Here is a 17,727-nt window from a genome sequence, read left to right as displayed (position 1 = left end):
AAGTTACGATTGCCCTAAACGGTAACCCAATCCTCGAATCGTTCGGATAAAGTCTTTCCCGAGTTTAGCTCTCAGGTGATGCACATATACTTCAATCGTATTACTGGTCACATCACTATCGAAATCATATAACTTATCTTCAAGATTTGCTTTAGAAAAGATTTTATTTGGGTGACTCATTAAAGGAATCAGAATTGCCCATTCACGATTAGACAAATCAATACGCTGTCCTTTAAACGTTGCAATATGCTGTTCAACATTTAAAACCAGATCACCACTTTGTAAAAGCTGCTCATGATTCGCAAGCTGAGCCTCTACCCCACTACGGCGTAATAGCGCATGAATACGAGCGAGTAACTCATCAAACTCGTATGGTTTGATCAAGTAATCATCTGCACCATGGTTTAAACCATCAACACGGTTTTGTAACTGATCTCGCGCTGAAATAATTAAAACAGGAGTCGCTGCTCTTTGTCGAATTTGCTTTAAGACCTGCATGCCATCCATCATAGGTAGCCCTAAGTCCAAAAGAATTAAATCGAATTTATTTTTAGCCAACTGAGCCAGACCGTCTAAGCCATTATTGACCCACTCCACTTCAAATTGATGATATTGCAGCAACGTTATTGTTGACTCTGCAATCATAAAATCATCTTCAATCATCAAGATTTTTGTCATGTTTTAGGCTCGCTTTAATTCACATGGGCACAAGAGTGCAGCATATCCAGTTGAGGGTTGATGACCTGAGTCTTTACATCTAACAAACTTAATAAGCTTGGGAATAAATTATCCTGACTTAACTTCTCTTTCGTTTGTTGGCTTAAACAACTCACTTGCGCAAGGTTGTGTTGTTTCCAGCTATCAGAAAACCACATCATCATTGGTACATGCGTTTGTTGGGTAGGTGCAATTGCATACGGTGAGCCATGTAAATATAAACCATGTTCACCCGTTGATTCACCATGATCAGATAAATACCATAAACCTGTTTGATATTTCGATAATTCTTTTAGGTTATTAATGATCTGACTTAACACATGGTCTGTATATACAATCGTATCGTCATAACTATTTAATAACTCCGTTTGAGAACAACCCTGTATCGCATTAGTATCACAAGTCGGTTTAAACGGTTGATATTGGGCAGGTGCACGCTTGTAATAGGCTGGACCATGACTTCCGACTTGGTGTAAAACAATTAGACGCGGACGAGTGTCTTCTTTATGAATAGTCGCTAAATACTCATTTAAGCTATCAATTAAAATATCATCGTAGCATTCGCCATCTTTACACCATTTTTGCTTTAACTTTTCTGGTATTTGATACTCCTCAACACGATCGCAAGCGCCTTTACAGCCAGAATTGTTATCAATCCAAGTCACTTGGTAACCCGCACGTTTAGCAATGTCCAATAGACCTTCACGGTGACTTGCAAGTTGTTCATCGTAGTCAATGCGAGGCATGCCAGAGAACATACATGGAACCGACACAGCAGTTGCTGTACCACATGAGCTGACTTGAGAAAAATTCAAAATATCTTGTTTAGAAAGTTCCGGGTTCGTATTTTTCGAATAACCATTTAATGCAAAACTTTCCGCACGAGCTGTCTCACCAACAACGAGAACCATTAATTTAGGCAAGTTGCTTTGTACTTGCTGAACTTGATGAGCATCTTCACCATAATGTACGAGTGGCAAATTCTTCTTAGGCGCCTTTTTGTGGTAATAAGACATTAAAGATGAAATACTATTTTGTGGTGAAATCATACCTTTTAGATCACGATGTTCACGAAATATTGCTGCAAAATCAACATAATAAACAAATAGCAAAACACCAACGATTGCAAAAGAAGCAATGATTGAACTAATTTTTTTCAACAATAGATGAGATGTTTTTTCCTTTTTAAGCTTTACCTGAGTAATTAAAATAATCGGCAGAACAACAAAGAAAACTATCCAAAATCCAAAACGTAATGAAATTAAATCAGAAACTTCAGACACATCGGTTTGTATCATATTTTGAATCTGATCGGGCGAGATAATTACACCTAATGTATTGACGAAATAAGAGCTAAGACCACCAATCACGACCAGCAAAATTGCAAAAATTTTAGCAGTCCATTTCCAGTTTAAAATCTGTAAAACCGCATAATAAGCAGCAACCACAATAACTATCGTAGCAGCTAAAAATAGAATAGCCTTTATTCCAAAATATGGAGTTAAAAGATGGACTTGGTGATAAAAACCAATATTTAGAATTGCCCCTAACCAAATGGCTATAATCAAATTAAACATAAACAGCGAAATCTGTTTATTTTTTAAAGTGGAAAAAAAATTCAGCATCTTGGGTGACTTCAATCTTTTTATGATGCTCTAATGTAGAAATTGAAACTTAAAAATGACTTAAATAAAAAATGATCTAATTCAGAAGCTTTAAAGCGTACCAATTCTTTTAATTTATATAAAAAAGACGAGGTTAGATTTAACCTCGTCTTTTTAAATGTTTAACTAAATATTGTTATTAGAAACTATATTTAGCCATTAAACCAACACGGTTATCTTTGTAAGACTTACCAGCAAAGGTATCGCGCTTACCGTTAACGTATTCAACACCTAAATCAATTGGTTTAACTGGTGTGTAAATGACGTTGAGCCATGCTTGTTGAACTTTTTCATTCGCAGATGTATTTGCTTTAGCATAGTCAGTGCCGTCATCAGCGAACTGAGCACCATATGCTAGAGTTGAACGTAAGTTAGGTAAAATTTTATAAGTTCCACCCACTTGCACTGCTACAAATTCGTTTTGCTCAATATCGTTATTTACTACTGCATAAGCACTGTTACTACCATATAAGTAAGTGTTATTACCTACTACATATGATGCATCAGCAAAGAGTTTTAAAGGATCAGATACTTTAAAGTCTGTACCAGCAGCAACACCCCAACCTGTTTTGTCGTCGCCAGTAGTTTGTGATTTATAATTTTCGACTAAAACACGAGCTGAAGCCGAACCTTTACCATCTGCATAGCCTTGGGTTAATTTAGCTGTTAATACAGGTAAGCTATATTTAACTGAGTCACCTGTTGCTGAACTATCGCCTTCTTCAGCTGCTACAAATAATTGTGTTGCTGGAGCAAGTTTGTAGTTATAACGTACCTGTGGAACACGCTTTGTACCACCACCAATGTTTGTCGAGAAGTCGATCATTTCTGGTGCATGGTTAGATAAAAAGTTTGAAGTTGTTTGACCGAACAACCAGTTGTTATAAGTTAAGTAAGCATGGCGAATACGTAAGCCATCATTTGTACCCGCAAAGTCAACCTCAATTTTACCACCAACTTTGGCATCATTTACCGGAGCAGTAAAATCTAAACCAAGACGTGTCGTTTTAGCTGTTGCACGGATTTTATCTTTTGCTTCACCAGTTGACTTACTTACAGCATTGAAGTCTTCATCAGCACCTTCAATAATATAGTTAGCATCACCACGAACAAAACCATATAGGTTTACATCTGCACCAGCCTTAGACTTTAATGATGCTAAAGGTGAAACTGGTGCAGCAGGTTGAGCCTTAACTTCAGCAAGTTGAACTTGCTGTTGTTGCTGCACTTGCTGTTGTTGTTGCTGAACTTGTTGCTGCTGCTGAATTAAAGCTTTTAAAGCTTCAACTTCTTTACGAAGCTGTTGAATTTCCGCTTTGTCGGAAGTTGCAGCATGTGCCCCACTCATCATTAAAGCTGTTACTGTAAGAGCTAAACTTTTAATAACGAAAGATTTACGATTAAGGAATAGATCCATCAAAAACTCCTAAAAATATATTTTATGTTGCCTATCCATGCCAAGTTGATTTACGCCATAAAATTAGGGGCTAAAAAATCAACTCTCCTCCACATTGGTTACATTAATTTTATTACCGCAACCAAAAACAATTTCAACGTTGTGCAGGACCAAAACCTATACCAAAGATGTACTTTGTATTATGGATTTTTACCTTAACTTCATGTTGTAGCAAATCCTACACAACTCTCTTATCTTATAGAATGATTAAATCGTTATTTCATTATTCTTTTTTAGACTTTAGGCTAATAACCCATCTAGTTGAATATTTTTTTGCCCATTTTGATTGATTCACATGATTTTTATTGTTATCCAAATCCATTTTTTCTCCTTTTAGCTTCCATTTGCTACCCTCACAAGATGGCATAATTAATAGAGCATTTAAATAGCTAAAAATATACATTTAAAAAGCATAGACAAAGGTATGAGATAAAGTTTAGATCACTCTTTAAACAATATTAAATTTCTTTATTTCATTTAGTTAATATTAATTTTCTCGTAGTTTTATATGTGTCCAAAGATAAATAGGTAGTAAACTGATCAGTCCAATAATGACAATAGCTATCAAATAATGAAAATAACCGAGCACATCTCCAATCACTCCACTAAAACTATAAAGAAGACCGCTAACAGTCGCCATGACTGAAACCTGGAAGGTAAAATCTGTCCCCGCATATTCTTTTCGACTGTAATGCATGACCAGAGTCAACATAACCACCAACAGCATTGCCGAGAATGCATCTTCTAATGCATTGACTGTATAGATAACCCAGACATTCAACTGAATTTTTTTTTCATAGACATAGGCTAAATAAGCATAGGCTCCTAGACTCATAATTTTAAAAACTGAAAAACCAATTAATGCTGTTGATCTTGAAAAGTACTTAAGCACTCCTCCTGCTATTGCTGCCCCAGCGAGTGCTGCTACTGCACCAAGCATCGTGATATAAACACCAATTTGAGTAAAACTTAACCCCATATCCACCATTAAAGGTTTAAGTAATGGTCCAGCTAAGCCGTCTGCTACTTTAAAAGTGATCAGTACCACTAACCAAGAATGGAGTTCTTTATTTTGAGAAAAATAACTCAAATAAGCCTTAACTTTTGTGACTAGATTTTGCTGATTAAGTTTGAGTTCGCGACTCGTATGAGAAGTATGTTGAGGCTCTTTAAATAACCAAACTGGTAGAGTATTTAAAAATACTATGGTTGCTAATAGCAAAAAAGTGGGTTGCCATGTTAACCAGTCTAAGCACCAAAGTACGGCGCCTCCCCCAACAATAAAACCTAACCGCGAACCAATGACCTGAAATGTATTGCCCCAATGCTGCTGATCATGTTTCAACAAGTTGACTGCTAAAGCATCGGTAGCAATGTCTTGTGTCGCTCCTGTTAAGTTCATAAAAAGAAGTGAAATAAAAAATGCGAATAAATAAATAGGTTGATCTAAAGCTTGAACGGGGAAAAAAGACAAAATACACAGTACACCTACCGTCAAAAACTGAGTAGGTAGAATCCAACTACGGTAGTGTCCTAAACGGGAAAGTGCGTGTCGGTCGACCCATGGCGCCCAAAAAATCTTGATTGACCACGGCAACATTAATAAGCCAAAGCCACCAATATGGGCGAGTGAAACTCCTTCTGCCCTTAAGATCACGGGTAAAGCATGGGTCATAAACCCAACAGGCAGTCCCTGTGCCCAATATAGAGAAAATAGCAGAAGATAAAGATTTTGCTGCCGCAACATAGAAACCTACTTTTTATTTGTTTAATGAGGAATAACATCAAATGTCATGTTGTTCTTACATTTTGCCAATGAAGCATATATTTCAAAAGATTAAGATAAAACCAGGACAAGTTAAAATTTAAAAAAATATGGATCAACGTTTCCCTAATTTACCTGATTTGGTGCCTCAACGCGGTACTGCTTTAAGCCGAGCGCTATTTAAAAAACTTTTTTTAGCGCAAGGTTGGACAATTGAAGGCGAAGTTCCTAATTTCCCAAAAGCAGTGGCGATTATTTCCCCCCATACTTCCAATATTGATGGATGGTATGGCTTTCTTGCGATTTTCGGATTAGGTATTCAAATTACGGTGTTAGGTAAAGATGCTCTTTTTAAACCACCATTTAAACGAGCTTTAGATTGGGCTGGGGTCATTCCAGTTAAACGTGACACAGCCAATGGACTTACTGAGCAAGTCGTTGCAACCATTCAAAAATATGACAAGATCTGGATTGGAATGGCGCCCGAAGGCACACGTAAAAAAGCAAAAAAAATGAAAAGTGGTTTTTACCATATCGCCGCAAAAGCCAATATTCCCATTGTGATGTTTTCTTTTGATTATGACCATAAAACGATTCACTGCTTAGGGCACCTAAACCCAAGTGGCGACTACGACGAAGATCTCACCAAGATTTTTGAGCGTTATGAAGGAAAAATATCACCTAAAAATCGTAATTGGCTTGCTGAACCTTTACAAAATCTAGTGAAAAAAACCTAGCAAAAATTGAGCAAATCTGGTCTCATGAGCCCTCTTCATTTATCTCGATGTAGATTATTTTTTAAAGATGAAAATTGCTCAATTTGCCAGTATTGGATTTATCTCTCTAGCACTATTTGGCTGTGATAAATTTAGCAAAACACCAACACCGACAACCTCAATGAAAGCCCGTGAACCTGTGATTGCACTTGCTTTAGGTGGCGGTGGAGCAAAAGGATTTTCACATATTGGTGTAATCAAGGTTTTAGAGTCTCACGGAATTAAACCTAAAATTGTCACGGGTACCAGTGCCGGTAGCTTTGTTGGAAGTATCTATGCGAGTGGACAAACGCCTTATCAATTGCAAAGTCTGGCTTTGAAATTACAAGAGTCAGATATCCGTGATTTAACCCTGAATCGTCAGGGTATTATTCTCGGACAAAAGTTACAGGACTACGTGAACCGTAACGTAGGCAATAAACCGATTGAGAAATTCCCAATCCGTTTTGCTGCCGTAGCAACACGCCTTGATAATGGTCAAAAAGCTGACTTTATTAAAGGTAATGCGGGCCAAGCAGTGCGTGCATCTTGTAGTATTCCAAATGTGTTTGTACCAGCAACAATTGGCAAGCAGAAATATGTCGACGGTGGATTGGTTAGCCCAATTCCTGTTAAAACAGCTCGTGACATGGGTGCAGATATTGTCATTGCAGTCGATATTTCCGCGCGTCCAGCAGGAAATCGCCCAGCCAATATGTGGGGACTACTTGATCAAACCATTAATATCATGGGTCAACAAAGTATTAATGAAGAGCTCAAGCAAGCCAATGTAGTGATTCAACCTAAAGTTGGTCATCTAGGTACTCTTGACCTCAAATCAAGTAACCAAGCAATTTTGGAAGGGGAAAAAGCAGCTCAAGCGCAAATACGCCAAGTTGAAACTGCAATTGCAAACTTCAAAAAATCTCCAGCTGCGTTTAAGCCTGCACCACGCCCTAAATTCTAAATGAGGCGGTTTTTTTCTATCCACACTCTCCATCATCTGCTACAGTGGTAAAAGTGATACTAAGTCACTTTTACCCATCATAAAGATATATAAAAGAGCAGATCTATGGAGTTTGTTATACAACCTTGGCACTGGTTTGTATTGGGTATCTTACTTATTCTTTCTGAACTGATTCTACCCGCCTTTGCCGCGCTTTGGTTTGGTATTGCCGCCATTATGGTGTGCTTTCTCTACTGGTTATTTCCAGATATTAGCCTCACAACGCAAATTGTTTTGTGGATAGTTCTGTCAGTGCTATGCACCATTCTTTGGTTCAAATTTATTAAACCCTTATCAATTGATAAAACGAAAGCGGGATTGCCCCGTGAAGCAACGATTGGTCAAATTGGAATGGTGATTCAAACCGGCCTAGACCATGATCAAATTATAGTTCGCTTTCCAATGCCCATTTTAGGGGCCGATGAGTGGAACTGTCGAAGTACCACTCCTGTTAAAGTCGGTGATCGTGTTAGAGTTATTGATATTTCGGGTAATGACTTAATTGTCCAGTCCCATGGTACTTCATAAACATTAAAGATAAAGAGAGGGTATTTTCATGCCAGTCGGTACTATTATCGTTTTAGCCTTTTTGGCTTTTGTGGCTGTCACCATTTTTAAAGGGGTTCGTATTGTTCCTCAGGGTTATAAGTGGATTGTTCAACGTTTAGGGAAATATCATTCTACCCTTAATCCGGGGCTTAATTTCGTGATTCCCTATGTCGATGAAGTGGCTTATAAAGTTACAACTAAAGACATTGTGTTAGATATCCCATCTCAAGAAGTAATTACGCGTGACAATGCTGTACTACTTATGAATGCTGTGGCATATATTAATTTAACCACACCAGAAAAAGCAGTTTATGGTATTGAAAACTATACATGGGCTATTCAAAACCTTGTACAAACTTCATTACGTTCTATTGTCGGTGAAATGGATCTAGATGATGCTTTGTCTTCACGAGATCATATTAAAGCCAAGCTCAAAGCTGCTATTTCTGATGATATTTCAGATTGGGGTATCACTTTAAAAACAGTAGAAATTCAAGACATCCAACCCTCTTCCACCATGCAAGCTGCCATGGAAGCGCAAGCCGCTGCTGAGCGTCAACGTCGTGCAACAGTTACAAAAGCTGATGGTGAAAAACAAGCTGCAATTTTAGAGGCAGATGGCCGTTTGGAAGCATCACGACGTGATGCAGAAGCGCAGGTTGTATTAGCAGAAGCTTCTCAAAAGGCGATTACAATGGTGACTAGCGCTGTTGGCGATAAAGAAATTCCTGTGGCTTACTTATTAGGTGAACAGTATGTTAAAGCCATGCAAGATATGGCGAAATCAAGCAATGCTAAAACTGTGGTTTTACCAGCCGATGTTTTAAATACAATTCGCGGCATTATGGGAAAACATAATTAATTTAGTTACTTTAAATACGTAATTGAAGTCAAAACGGCGGCTACTCTGTCGCCGTTTTTTATTTTTTATATTATTGGTTGTTTAATTTTTTCTGATCTTTCAAAGGAAGTTTTTTTACAACCAAATCATAAGAATCGTGAATTAAATCTTGAAGTAAATCTCTTGTTAAGTTCTTATGCGGTGTAATCGAAATCCAGTGTTTTTTATTCATGTGATATCCCGGAATAATAAATGAATAGAGCTCCTGATATTCCTGACTTTTATAGGGATCACATTTAACATTAACCATTTTGACGCCAGCTACTTCTGCAGTCAGCATGAATATTTTTTCTAAAATTTTAATAACTTCATAGTCTGGCCCAAATGGATGGTCCTGTTGGCTAAAAGGAAGATTGCAAGCGATTTCAATTGCAGCTTGATGAAGCTGAGCACCATTCATTCTTTTCTCCCTTATTCATTGAATATGAATAGAAGCTATGAATATTGATTTAATATTATTAATTTGTACGCGCTAAAAGGAATTGCGAGATATCTACTAATTCTTTTGCATCGTCACCAAAATACGCTAAGGCTTCAAAGGCTTGATCATGCAATTCTTTAGCATAGGCCTTTGCTTGTTCGAGCCCCATTAAGGCTGGGTATGTCGATTTTTGTACTTGTTCATCCTTACCTGCGGTTTTACCTAAGGTTTCGGTACTCGAAGTAATATCGAGAATATCGTCTAATACTTGAAAAGCCAAACCAATCGTCTGCCCATATTGACGCAACTTTGGAATTGCTTGATCTGTTCCAGAGAAAATGGTCACTGCACCCATCATAATGGCAGCCTGAATGAGCGCACCAGTTTTATTGCGATGGATATTTTCAAGTTCGTCTTGAGTAATTTGCTTGCCTTCAGCTTGCAAATCTAAAACCTGTCCAGAGACCATTTTAGAGCTGGCAGTTGCTAAAATCTGCATTTGTTTTAATACAATCGCGGCATCGGTACCCTGCCCTTGTTCATCAAACAAACGGCTACCTAAAACCTCAAAAGCCATTGATTGTAAAATGTCACCTGCAAGCAAAGCAGTATCTTCACCAAACGCAACATGACAAGTCGGCTGACCACGACGCAGTAAATCATTGTCCATACAAGGCAAATCATCATGCGCTAAGGAATAACAATGAATAAGTTCAACCGCAACCGCAGCACGGCGAGCCGCAGCAAAATTTGGATTTGGCTGTAAAGAAGCCGTGGCATAACACAAAGCTGGACGCACACGCTTTCCACCAAGCATGACTGCATGGTGTACTGCACTTTTTAAAGGTTCTGGAATTGAAAATGCGGCCAATGTCGTCAATAAATCTTGTTGAATACGTTGTTGAGCTTGTTTTAAAACATCCGCATTAACTTGAGAGAGTGATGACACAGTCGCCTCGATAAAATCAGTAGAGAAATTTTATTGAATGTCATGAAGCATTCATGCGCTACATCATACACGATTCACTGTGAAAAGTGCGTGATGAGTTTTCAAAGGCCTATGTAAAAAGCCTCTACAAAATGGAGAGGCTTTTTTCATTCTTAAGTGACTTTTAGAAACTGTCACCCGGAACGCGTACCCAACCTTCCATTAACACACGTGCACTACGACTCATAATCGCCTTTTTAACAACCCACTGGCCATTTGTAAGTTCAGCTTGAGCACCCACACGTAGTGTCCCAGATGGATGCCCGAAACGTACTGCTTCACGCTCACCGCCACCAGCCGCTAAATTTACCAATGTACCTGGAATAGCAGCTGCCGTACCAATCGCCACTGCTGCTGTTCCCATCATGGCATGATGAAGTTTACCCATCGACAAAGCACGAACCAGTAAATCGACATCACTCTCTGAAACGTTTTTACCGCTTGATGCCGTATAGCTCTTTGGTTTAGAAACAAAAGCAATTTTTGGTGTGTGCTGACGCGCTGCTGCTTCTGAAATATCTTTAATCAAACCCATTTGTACCGCACCATAGGCACGAATTTTTTCAAAACGTGCTAATGCTGTTGCATCACTATTAATATGATCTTGTAATTCTGTACCTTGGTAACCTAAATCTTCTGCATTTAAGAAAATAGTTGGAATACCTGCATTAATAAATGTGGCTTGGAAACGGCCAATATCAGGAACATCTAATTCATCAACGATATTTCCTGTCGGGAACATATCACCGCCTTCTTCACCATCATCGGCAGGATCTAAGAACTCAATTTGAACTTCAGCGGCAGGAAATGTCACGCCATCCAGCTCGAAATCACCAGTTTCTTGAACTTGACCATTGGTGATAGGCACATGCGCAATAATGGTTTTTTGAATATTTTTTTGCCAGATTCGAACCGTACATAGGCCATTTTCTGGAATACGATCGGCATCAACCAAACCATTTGAAATCGCAAAAGAACCAACAGCAGCAGTCAAATTACCGCAGTTACCGCTCCAATCTACAAAAGCTTGATCAATTGAAACCTGACCAAATAAATAATCGACATCATGATCTGGCTGAGAACTTTTAGCCAGAATAACAGTTTTGCTAGTACTCGAAGTGGCTCCTCCCATCCCATCAATTTGTTTTCCATAAGGATCTGGACTACCAATGACACGGAGTAACAGCTGATCTCTTGCTTGACCTGCAACTTGAGCTTTTTCGGGCAAATCATCAAGCTTAAAAAAGACACCTTTACTCGTTCCACCACGCATATAAGTTGCTGGAATTTTAATTTGCGGTACTGAGCTCATATCAACTGTTATCCTTACTATTATGTTCTTCTATATCAAAACAAGCATTCTTGTTTACCCTTCTCTTCATCTTAAATTGTTTTAAGGCCAAGAGATAGCGATCTGCTTTATACATCAATCGTATTGACGCGAGCATATTTTGTGAATTTAACAATGCTCTTGCAATGACTTAATCTAAGCAAAATCTAAGAAAAAAAGTCTATCTGAAATTATATTTTTTAGAGTACTTTTCACTCGAAATAGAAATATTAAAAGCAACATTATGATTTTAAATAAATTTTACAATTACTTTTCAGTCACTGCTTATTAATTTGTAGTCTAGGCTAAAATAACTCCATCTATTAGAATAATTTACTTATTCATAGTGAGTGAAGACCTTTGACCAACGAATCTTCTACACTTCAACGAGGACTAAAAAATCGACATATCCAATTAATTGCTATGGGTGGAGCAATTGGTACCGGATTATTTTTAGGCTCGGCGCAAGTGATTCAATCTGCGGGACCATCCATTATTTTAGGATATGCCATTGGTGGCTTAATTGCTTTTTTAATTATGCGCCACCTGGGAGAAATGATTGTTGAAGAACCTGTTGCAGGATCGTTCAGCCATTTTGCGTATAAATACTGGGGGAAATTTCCCGGATTTTTAACCGGATGGAATTATTGGATACTCTACGTTCTGGTTGCGATGAGCGAACTCACCGCAGTGGCCAAATATATTAATTATTGGTGGCCTCATATTCCCGCGTGGACGTCTGTCTTATTTTTCTTTGTCGTGATTACGGCAATTAACCTAACAAACGTCAAATTTTATGGTGAGTCCGAATTCTGGCTCGCTATTATTAAAGTTGCTGCGGTCATCTCTATGATTGTTTTTGGGCTTTATTTGCTATTTACGGCAGATGTAGGCTCAAATATTTCATTTAGTAACCTTTGGTCTCATGGTGGATTTTTTCCAAATGGCTTTAGCGGCCTCTTCTATATGTTGGCTTTCTTGATGTTCGCCTTTGGTGGTATTGAACTGATTGGTATGGCCGCAGCAGAAGCAAAAGATCCGAAAAAAACGATTCCAAAAGCAATTAACCAAGTCGTTTTCCGTATCTTGATTTTCTATATCGGTTCATTGGCAATCTTACTTTCATTAGTGCCATGGAACCAATTAGATCTTGGCGGTCTCGACAAAAGTCCGTTTGTTATGATTTTTAGTCAAATGGGAATTGGTTGGGCTGCACACTTACTGAACTTTATTATTTTAACTGCTGCTTTATCTGTTTATAACAGTGGGATGTTTGCAAATAGCCGTATGCTCTACAGTCTCGCTCAACAAGGGAATGCACCAAAAGTTTTTGCAAAAACCAATAAACAGGGGGTTCCTATTCCCGCTGTTCTACTTTCTGCTTTATTAATCTTTGGTTGTGTTCTTTTAAATTACTTTGTACCTGAAGATGCTCTTGGACATCTTATGTACGTTGTGGTTGGTGCACTTGTTCTAAACTGGGCAATGATATCAATTACACATTTGAAGTATAGACGCTTTGTTAAGCACGCGAATATTAAGACATCTTTTCCAGCGTTATGGTCACCTTTTAGTAATTACTTAGTTTTAGCCTTTATTGCTGTGGTTCTCTATATAATGTGGACTCAAGGCTTCAAAGAGTCAGTAATGATGATCCCTATTTGGATTACGGCAATGCTTGTACTTTTTGACTATTTAAATCCTAAAAAACTAGATTCCATTGAGAATCCTGAAGAATAAATAAATCTAAAAAGCCATTGTCTAGACAATGGCTTTTTTATTTAAAACTATAAGATTAAAGCCATATCTGAATCTCAGTTTAAAGCCACTGTTTCGTATCATCAGCGACAGGTGTGCCATGAATAACGTGCATAATCATTGCATGAGCAATACTGCCTTTAAATGGAATTTCAGGTAATTGATTAAATTTGAAAAACTGAGCATCGCTAAGTTCTTTCTCCTGAATTTCAATTTCGCCCGCTTCATATTCAGCTTTAAAAGCCAACATTAAGTTACTCGGAAATGGCCATGGTTGACTCGCCAAATACTGAATATTCTTAATGTGCAATCCAACTTCTTCTAATGTTTCACGTCGAACAGCATCTTCTAGTGTTTCCCCTACCTCGACAAAGCCAGCGATTAAACTGTACATCTGGCTCTTATTTCTAGCATTTTTAGCCAGCAAAATCTCGTCCTCACCACGCGTAATAATAGTAATTACACAAGGATTAACTCTAGGATATTGACTAAAATTACATGCAGGACAAGTCATAGAATATTCGGTCTTATGCTGTTGGGTTTTATGTCCGCAACGGCTACAAAACTGATGATTACGACGCCACTCTAGTAACTGAAAAGCACGACTCGCCTGTTCAAACTGCGGTTTAGTCCAATACTGCAAGAGTTGGCGAATAGGTATGAACTGATATCCATTTGGTATAGGTTCACCTTCTTGGAAATCTCTTGCTATTACTAGAGGTTCTGCTTGTATAGGTAAATCATATTCCTGCTGTTCAAGGCAAGGTAGATTAAAATTCGCATCAACCAAAAGTTGTTGTTGCTGAAAAATATAAGCAATAGGAAGATTGTTGGTATCCATTTATATACTCAAGTGAAGAACCTTTCGATGAACTCTATGGCTCCTTCAAAAGGATCAAGCTTAAACATATTTTTTTAAAATCTTACGCATATTAGCGAACAGCTTCAATTCATTTAATTTGTATCCTTTTGATTAAAATCACATTTTATTCACGCGCGCTATGTTTTTAAGTTATATCTATGACTTTATAGCTAACTGACCAGTGATGAACTTAGAAGCTCTGCTTCACATAAAATTGATCTCTGAAAACTTAAACTAGTTTTAGTTCCATCTCATGAAGCAAAAATATGCGATTTGGTTTAATTCTGGGTGATCAATTAAATCACCAACTCGCAACGCTCAAGTATTTAAACCGTAATGAAGACGTTATTTTGATGGCTGAAGTGCTTGAGGAAACATCTTATGTTGCTCATCATCCACAAAAAATAGCACTGATTTTTAGTGCAATGCGGCACTTTGCAAAAGAATTAAAAGCACAGGGTTGGAAAATCCGTTATCACACATTTAAGCGCGAAAGTCATATAAAAAAGTTAGTCGACTTTATTGCTTTGCAGCAGCAACACTTCTCGGCGAATACTCTCGTCATTACCCAATGTGGTGAGTATCGCTTACAGCATGAAATCGGAACTTCATGGGCTAACAAGCTAAAACTACCTGTTATTTGTTTAGAAGATGATCGATTCTTTTGTACCGTAGAACAATTCAAGCAATGGGCAAACAAATATAAAACACTAAGAATGGAATACTTTTACCGAGAAATGCGCAAGCAAACTCATTATTTAATGCATGACCAACAACCCGTTGGCGGGCAATGGAACTTTGATCAAGCCAATCGAAAAGCTTGGTCAGGCAATCCACCTTTGCCACCAAAATTAACCTTTGAGCATGATCAAATTGATATAGATGTTATTCAACTGGTCAAGAAAGAATTTTCACAACATATCGGCAATATCAACTCCTTTCAATGGGCAACTACCCGTCAAAATGCCCTACTTGCTCTAGATCATTTTATTTCTAACATCTTACCTCACTTTGGCGATTATCAAGATGCCATGGTTTATGGTTCAGATTTTATGTTTCATAGTCTGCTCTCACCTTATTTAAATTGTGGATTGTTGTTGCCAAAAGAAGTGTGTGACGCTGCTCAAACAGCCTATTACAGCGGACAGGCTCCCTTAAATGCAGTAGAAGGATTTATTCGGCAGATATTAGGGTGGCGGGAATATGTGCGTGGAATATATTGGTTATCTATGCCGGACTATAGCGATCAAAATACCCTTCATGCCAGCACGCCGCTGCCACAATATTACTGGACGGGTAATACAAAAATGGCATGTATGGCCGAGTGTTTCAGAAATACCTTTGCACATGGCTATGCTCACCATATTCAGCGTTTAATGATTACAGGCAACTTTGCACTTTTAGCAGGTGTAATTCCATCAGAAATTTGCAAATGGTATTTAGCAGTCTATGTAGATGCTTATGAATGGGTCGAATTACCGAATACTTTAGGCATGGCAATGTATGCAGATGGCGGCATCATGGCAAGTAAACCCTATGCTGCATCAGGTAATTACGTACATAAAATGTCAAATTATTGTCAGCACTGTACATATAACGTCAAAACAAAAACTGAGTCTGACAGTTGTCCATTTAACAGTTTGTATTGGTATTTTATGAGCCAGCATGAGGCCATATTTCGTCAGAATCCCAGAATGTCGATGATTTATAAAAACCTTGATCGTATGAAAGATAAAGCTTCTGTCATGAAGCATGCAAAGTTACTTATTCATCAACTTGATGAGCTTTAAGATCATGAAAAAACAGCATCTACCCCAGAAAATATGTGTCTATTGCCAACGCCCTTTTGACTGGCGAAAAAAATGGGAACGTTGCTGGGAAGAAGTAAAATATTGCTCTGAAAGATGTAAAAGACAAGCCCGTTCAAATAAGTAAATATTTCACCAGATTATTTTAACTGATTCAACACAACTCTTGATTGTTGAATCAGTTGTATTTCAATTGATTATATTTGATCGCCTTAAGCATATTTATACTGACGAGAGCAGTAAGCTCGTTCAACCTCTGGTGAACGTAATTGTTGATGTTTAGTTTTACGCCCTGCCATACGTTTACGCCAAAGTTTAAAACTATTGGTTTTCAGGTTATATCTCATTAAACGAATCACTTCGCTTTCACTTAAGCCATATTCTCGCTCAATTGCTTCAAATGGGGTTCGATCTTCCCATGCCATTTCAATAATTCTAGATAAGTCCTGTTCATCAATTTTTTTCATATTATGCCCTTTTGATTTATAGGTAGCCAAATCTGATTCTTAACAAACAACCTTTTCGGGAACAGTTTCATCTACTCAATTGCTTGTCTTAAACCTTTTCGTGTTTTGCTTCTGATCATAGAAAGACAAACATGAAGTTTTTGTGATTTTTTAGCTTTCTAAACTGTTTTTCTACAGATATAAGTGTTCGAAACCGTAGAATGATTCAACTTTATCTTTATTGGCCACTCTGGCAAAATTTTTAATAACTAAAACGTAAAAAAGCCATTGCCTTCGCAATAGCTTTTTTGTTTATAATCATAAAATTATGCGCCCTTAGCTTAACTGGATAGAGCAGTTGCCTCCTAAGCGACCGACGTGGGTTCGAGTCCCGCAGGGCGCACATACTTAATACATTAATCCTTCACTTCAGCCAACAATGTTTCAGCTGCAAGTTTTCCTAAATTATTAGAAGCAAGCGGACTATCACCAGTTAGCAATTTACGGTCTCTATGACATTGACCTGTAATGCCCTTATTTAAAATTTCCACACCGAGTTTTTCAAGGTTCTCACCGACTAACCACGGTAAAGCCCCCGGCATATAACCAATATCAATATTTGCTCCCTTATCTAATGAGTCAGGGAATACACAAATTTGATAGCCTTTAAAAATATAGTTTTCTGGCTCTTCATCTACTGCCGCAGCCAGTAATGAAGCTGGACCATGGCATAACGTAATAATAAATTTATCTTGTTCAACCGCCCATTTAAGGACTTTTTTCACCTCAAGGCTATGTGGAATCTTAGCTAATACGCCATGCCCACCTGGAATAAATACAGCCGCATATGGTGAGTTTTCCCCCACTGCGTTTTCTAAAATATCAGCCAGCTTTAATGGATTTTTTAATTTATCTGCATATTTCTGAAAAGTGTCTAATACCACTTGTTCTTGTTTTGGCATTGCCCACATTTCAAGCTTGGCTGGATTACCTGAAAGTGTCGCAATATCAATTTCGAAGCCTGCATTATCTAAATGAAACATCGGTAAAAGCATTTCTACAGGATGGTTACCTGTTGAAAAGAACTTACCGTTTTGCATCTGAATATAACGTTCATCAGTTGCAATCATTAAAACTTTTTTATTGCCCGCATACGGCGTTGAATAAGTCGTGCCATCGTAATCGGTTTTAGGTGCAGTATATTGACTCAGTGAATATGGTGATGGGAAAAAGGCATTATCTTCAGCCAAATCTGGAGTAGGATTTTTATCATCAATATTTGCGGTATTCATTGTTGCTAT

Annotated in this window: 18 protein-coding genes and 1 tRNA gene; 8 read left to right on the top strand and 11 right to left on the bottom strand. The window is 38.0% G+C overall.

Annotated elements, in window-relative coordinates; translation table 11 throughout:
- Positions 1–3: 3 nt before the first annotated feature.
- The 5 genes from MKX14_RS14400 to MKX14_RS14380 all read right to left on the bottom strand — a co-directional run bounded on the left by MKX14_RS14400 (position 4) and on the right by MKX14_RS14380 (position 5,584).
- Positions 4–678 carry a DNA-binding response regulator PmrA gene (locus MKX14_RS14400; RefSeq protein WP_002116411.1) on the bottom strand — a complete coding sequence of 225 codons (675 nt, stop codon included), beginning with the start codon at positions 676–678 and terminating at the stop codon, positions 4–6.
- A gap of 14 nt (positions 679–692) precedes the next feature.
- The gene (yjdB, locus tag MKX14_RS14395; protein ID WP_240282778.1) at positions 693–2,342 is read right to left on the bottom strand and encodes a phosphoethanolamine transferase; all 1,650 of its coding nucleotides are present in this window, start codon (positions 2,340–2,342) and stop codon (positions 693–695) included.
- Between the two features lie 178 nt (positions 2,343–2,520).
- The gene (locus MKX14_RS14390) at positions 2,521–3,798 is read right to left on the bottom strand and encodes a DcaP family trimeric outer membrane transporter (protein WP_046812522.1); all 1,278 of its coding nucleotides are present in this window, start codon (positions 3,796–3,798) and stop codon (positions 2,521–2,523) included.
- 262 nt (positions 3,799–4,060) lie between these two features.
- A complete protein-coding gene (locus tag MKX14_RS14385) occupies positions 4,061–4,240 on the bottom strand; it encodes a hypothetical protein (RefSeq protein WP_108009144.1) in 180 nt (59 codons plus the stop codon).
- An 84-nt stretch (positions 4,241–4,324) separates the two neighbouring features.
- Positions 4,325–5,584, bottom strand: a complete 1,260-nt coding sequence (locus MKX14_RS14380; protein WP_240282777.1) for an MFS transporter — start codon at positions 5,582–5,584, stop codon at positions 4,325–4,327.
- A gap of 128 nt (positions 5,585–5,712) precedes the next feature.
- Here MKX14_RS14380 and MKX14_RS14375 point away from each other — a divergent pair, with 128 nt between their 5' ends.
- From MKX14_RS14375 to qmcA, 4 genes are all read left to right on the top strand, one after another.
- Complete coding sequence (locus MKX14_RS14375; RefSeq protein WP_240282776.1) at positions 5,713–6,339, top strand: lysophospholipid acyltransferase family protein; 627 nt, start codon at positions 5,713–5,715, stop codon at positions 6,337–6,339.
- 67 nt (positions 6,340–6,406) lie between these two features.
- Positions 6,407–7,324 carry a patatin-like phospholipase family protein gene (locus tag MKX14_RS14370; protein WP_014207516.1) on the top strand — a complete coding sequence of 306 codons (918 nt, stop codon included), beginning with the start codon at positions 6,407–6,409 and terminating at the stop codon, positions 7,322–7,324.
- A gap of 105 nt (positions 7,325–7,429) precedes the next feature.
- Complete coding sequence (locus MKX14_RS14365; RefSeq protein WP_016143172.1) at positions 7,430–7,891, top strand: NfeD family protein; 462 nt, start codon at positions 7,430–7,432, stop codon at positions 7,889–7,891.
- A gap of 28 nt (positions 7,892–7,919) precedes the next feature.
- The gene (gene qmcA, locus MKX14_RS14360) at positions 7,920–8,774 is read left to right on the top strand and encodes an SPFH domain-containing protein (RefSeq protein ID WP_046812518.1); all 855 of its coding nucleotides are present in this window, start codon (positions 7,920–7,922) and stop codon (positions 8,772–8,774) included.
- A gap of 70 nt (positions 8,775–8,844) precedes the next feature.
- On the opposite strand, the gene MKX14_RS14355 is transcribed toward qmcA, so the two are convergent.
- The 3 genes from MKX14_RS14355 to prpF all read right to left on the bottom strand — a co-directional run bounded on the left by MKX14_RS14355 (position 8,845) and on the right by prpF (position 11,534).
- Positions 8,845–9,213 (bottom strand): MmcQ/YjbR family DNA-binding protein, encoded by a 369-nt coding sequence (locus tag MKX14_RS14355; protein ID WP_240282775.1) that lies wholly within the window; start codon positions 9,211–9,213, stop codon positions 8,845–8,847.
- Positions 9,214–9,271: 58 nt separating this feature from the next.
- Positions 9,272–10,183 carry a polyprenyl synthetase family protein gene (gene ispA, locus MKX14_RS14350; protein ID WP_133481441.1) on the bottom strand — a complete coding sequence of 304 codons (912 nt, stop codon included), beginning with the start codon at positions 10,181–10,183 and terminating at the stop codon, positions 9,272–9,274.
- 163 nt (positions 10,184–10,346) lie between these two features.
- Entirely contained in the window at positions 10,347–11,534 is a 1,188-nt protein-coding gene (gene prpF, locus MKX14_RS14345) for a 2-methylaconitate cis-trans isomerase PrpF (RefSeq protein WP_046812515.1), read from the bottom strand.
- 378 nt (positions 11,535–11,912) lie between these two features.
- Here prpF and MKX14_RS14340 point away from each other — a divergent pair, with 378 nt between their 5' ends.
- A complete protein-coding gene (locus MKX14_RS14340; RefSeq protein WP_031946772.1) occupies positions 11,913–13,292 on the top strand; it encodes an amino acid permease in 1,380 nt (459 codons plus the stop codon).
- Positions 13,293–13,371: 79 nt separating this feature from the next.
- Here MKX14_RS14340 and nudC read toward each other — a convergent pair whose 3' ends face one another.
- Positions 13,372–14,151 (bottom strand): NAD(+) diphosphatase, encoded by a 780-nt coding sequence (gene nudC, locus MKX14_RS14335; protein ID WP_240282774.1) that lies wholly within the window; start codon positions 14,149–14,151, stop codon positions 13,372–13,374.
- A 287-nt stretch (positions 14,152–14,438) separates the two neighbouring features.
- On the opposite strand from nudC, the gene MKX14_RS14330 reads away from it, so the two are divergent.
- Positions 14,439–15,962 (top strand): cryptochrome/photolyase family protein, encoded by a 1,524-nt coding sequence (locus MKX14_RS14330; RefSeq protein WP_240282773.1) that lies wholly within the window; start codon positions 14,439–14,441, stop codon positions 15,960–15,962.
- The gene (locus tag MKX14_RS14325; protein ID WP_425331691.1) at positions 15,925–16,107 is read left to right on the top strand and encodes a DUF2256 domain-containing protein; all 183 of its coding nucleotides are present in this window, start codon (positions 15,925–15,927) and stop codon (positions 16,105–16,107) included. Before MKX14_RS14330 ends, MKX14_RS14325 begins: the two co-directional genes overlap by 38 nt.
- Positions 16,108–16,192: 85 nt before the next feature.
- Here MKX14_RS14325 and MKX14_RS14320 read toward each other — a convergent pair whose 3' ends face one another.
- Positions 16,193–16,447 carry a TIGR03643 family protein gene (locus MKX14_RS14320; RefSeq protein ID WP_002116175.1) on the bottom strand — a complete coding sequence of 85 codons (255 nt, stop codon included), beginning with the start codon at positions 16,445–16,447 and terminating at the stop codon, positions 16,193–16,195.
- Positions 16,448–16,756: 309 nt separating this feature from the next.
- On the opposite strand from MKX14_RS14320, the gene MKX14_RS14315 reads away from it, so the two are divergent.
- Positions 16,757–16,829, top strand: a tRNA-Arg gene (locus MKX14_RS14315).
- 13 nt (positions 16,830–16,842) lie between these two features.
- Here MKX14_RS14315 and hchA read toward each other — a convergent pair.
- Positions 16,843–17,718, bottom strand: coding sequence for a glyoxalase III HchA (hchA, locus tag MKX14_RS14310; RefSeq protein WP_240282772.1), 876 nt, complete (start codon positions 17,716–17,718; stop codon positions 16,843–16,845).
- Between the last annotated feature and the right edge of the window lie 9 nt (positions 17,719–17,727).

Origin of the sequence: Acinetobacter pittii, assembly GCF_022449185.1 — a bacterium.
In the GTDB taxonomy this organism is placed as follows: domain Bacteria; phylum Pseudomonadota; class Gammaproteobacteria; order Pseudomonadales; family Moraxellaceae; genus Acinetobacter; species Acinetobacter pittii_I.
This window is presented reverse-complemented; position numbering and strand designations above follow the sequence as displayed.

Bases quoted from the DNA above. Each gene is read 5' to 3' on its own strand.
- MKX14_RS14400 (WP_002116411.1), bottom strand. From the start codon at position 678: ATGACAAAAATCTTGATGATTGAAGATGATTTTATGATTGCAGAGTCA.
- yjdB (WP_240282778.1), bottom strand. From the start codon at position 2,342: ATGCTGAATTTTTTTTCCACTTTAAAAAATAAACAGATTTCGCTGTTT.
- MKX14_RS14390 (WP_046812522.1), bottom strand. From the start codon at position 3,798: ATGGATCTATTCCTTAATCGTAAATCTTTCGTTATTAAAAGTTTAGCT.
- MKX14_RS14385 (WP_108009144.1), bottom strand. From the start codon at position 4,240: ATGTATATTTTTAGCTATTTAAATGCTCTATTAATTATGCCATCTTGT.
- MKX14_RS14380 (WP_240282777.1), bottom strand. From the start codon at position 5,584: ATGTTGCGGCAGCAAAATCTTTATCTTCTGCTATTTTCTCTATATTGG.
- MKX14_RS14375 (WP_240282776.1), top strand. From the start codon at position 5,713: ATGGATCAACGTTTCCCTAATTTACCTGATTTGGTGCCTCAACGCGGT.
- MKX14_RS14370 (WP_014207516.1), top strand. From the start codon at position 6,407: ATGAAAATTGCTCAATTTGCCAGTATTGGATTTATCTCTCTAGCACTA.
- MKX14_RS14365 (WP_016143172.1), top strand. From the start codon at position 7,430: ATGGAGTTTGTTATACAACCTTGGCACTGGTTTGTATTGGGTATCTTA.
- qmcA (WP_046812518.1), top strand. From the start codon at position 7,920: ATGCCAGTCGGTACTATTATCGTTTTAGCCTTTTTGGCTTTTGTGGCT.
- MKX14_RS14355 (WP_240282775.1), bottom strand. From the start codon at position 9,213: ATGAATGGTGCTCAGCTTCATCAAGCTGCAATTGAAATCGCTTGCAAT.
- prpF (WP_046812515.1), bottom strand. From the start codon at position 11,534: ATGAGCTCAGTACCGCAAATTAAAATTCCAGCAACTTATATGCGTGGT.
- nudC (WP_240282774.1), bottom strand. From the start codon at position 14,151: ATGGATACCAACAATCTTCCTATTGCTTATATTTTTCAGCAACAACAA.
- MKX14_RS14330 (WP_240282773.1), top strand. From the start codon at position 14,439: ATGCGATTTGGTTTAATTCTGGGTGATCAATTAAATCACCAACTCGCA.
- MKX14_RS14325 (WP_425331691.1), top strand. From the start codon at position 15,925: ATGCAAAGTTACTTATTCATCAACTTGATGAGCTTTAAGATCATGAAA.
- MKX14_RS14320 (WP_002116175.1), bottom strand. From the start codon at position 16,447: ATGAAAAAAATTGATGAACAGGACTTATCTAGAATTATTGAAATGGCA.
- hchA (WP_240282772.1), bottom strand. From the start codon at position 17,718: ATGAATACCGCAAATATTGATGATAAAAATCCTACTCCAGATTTGGCT.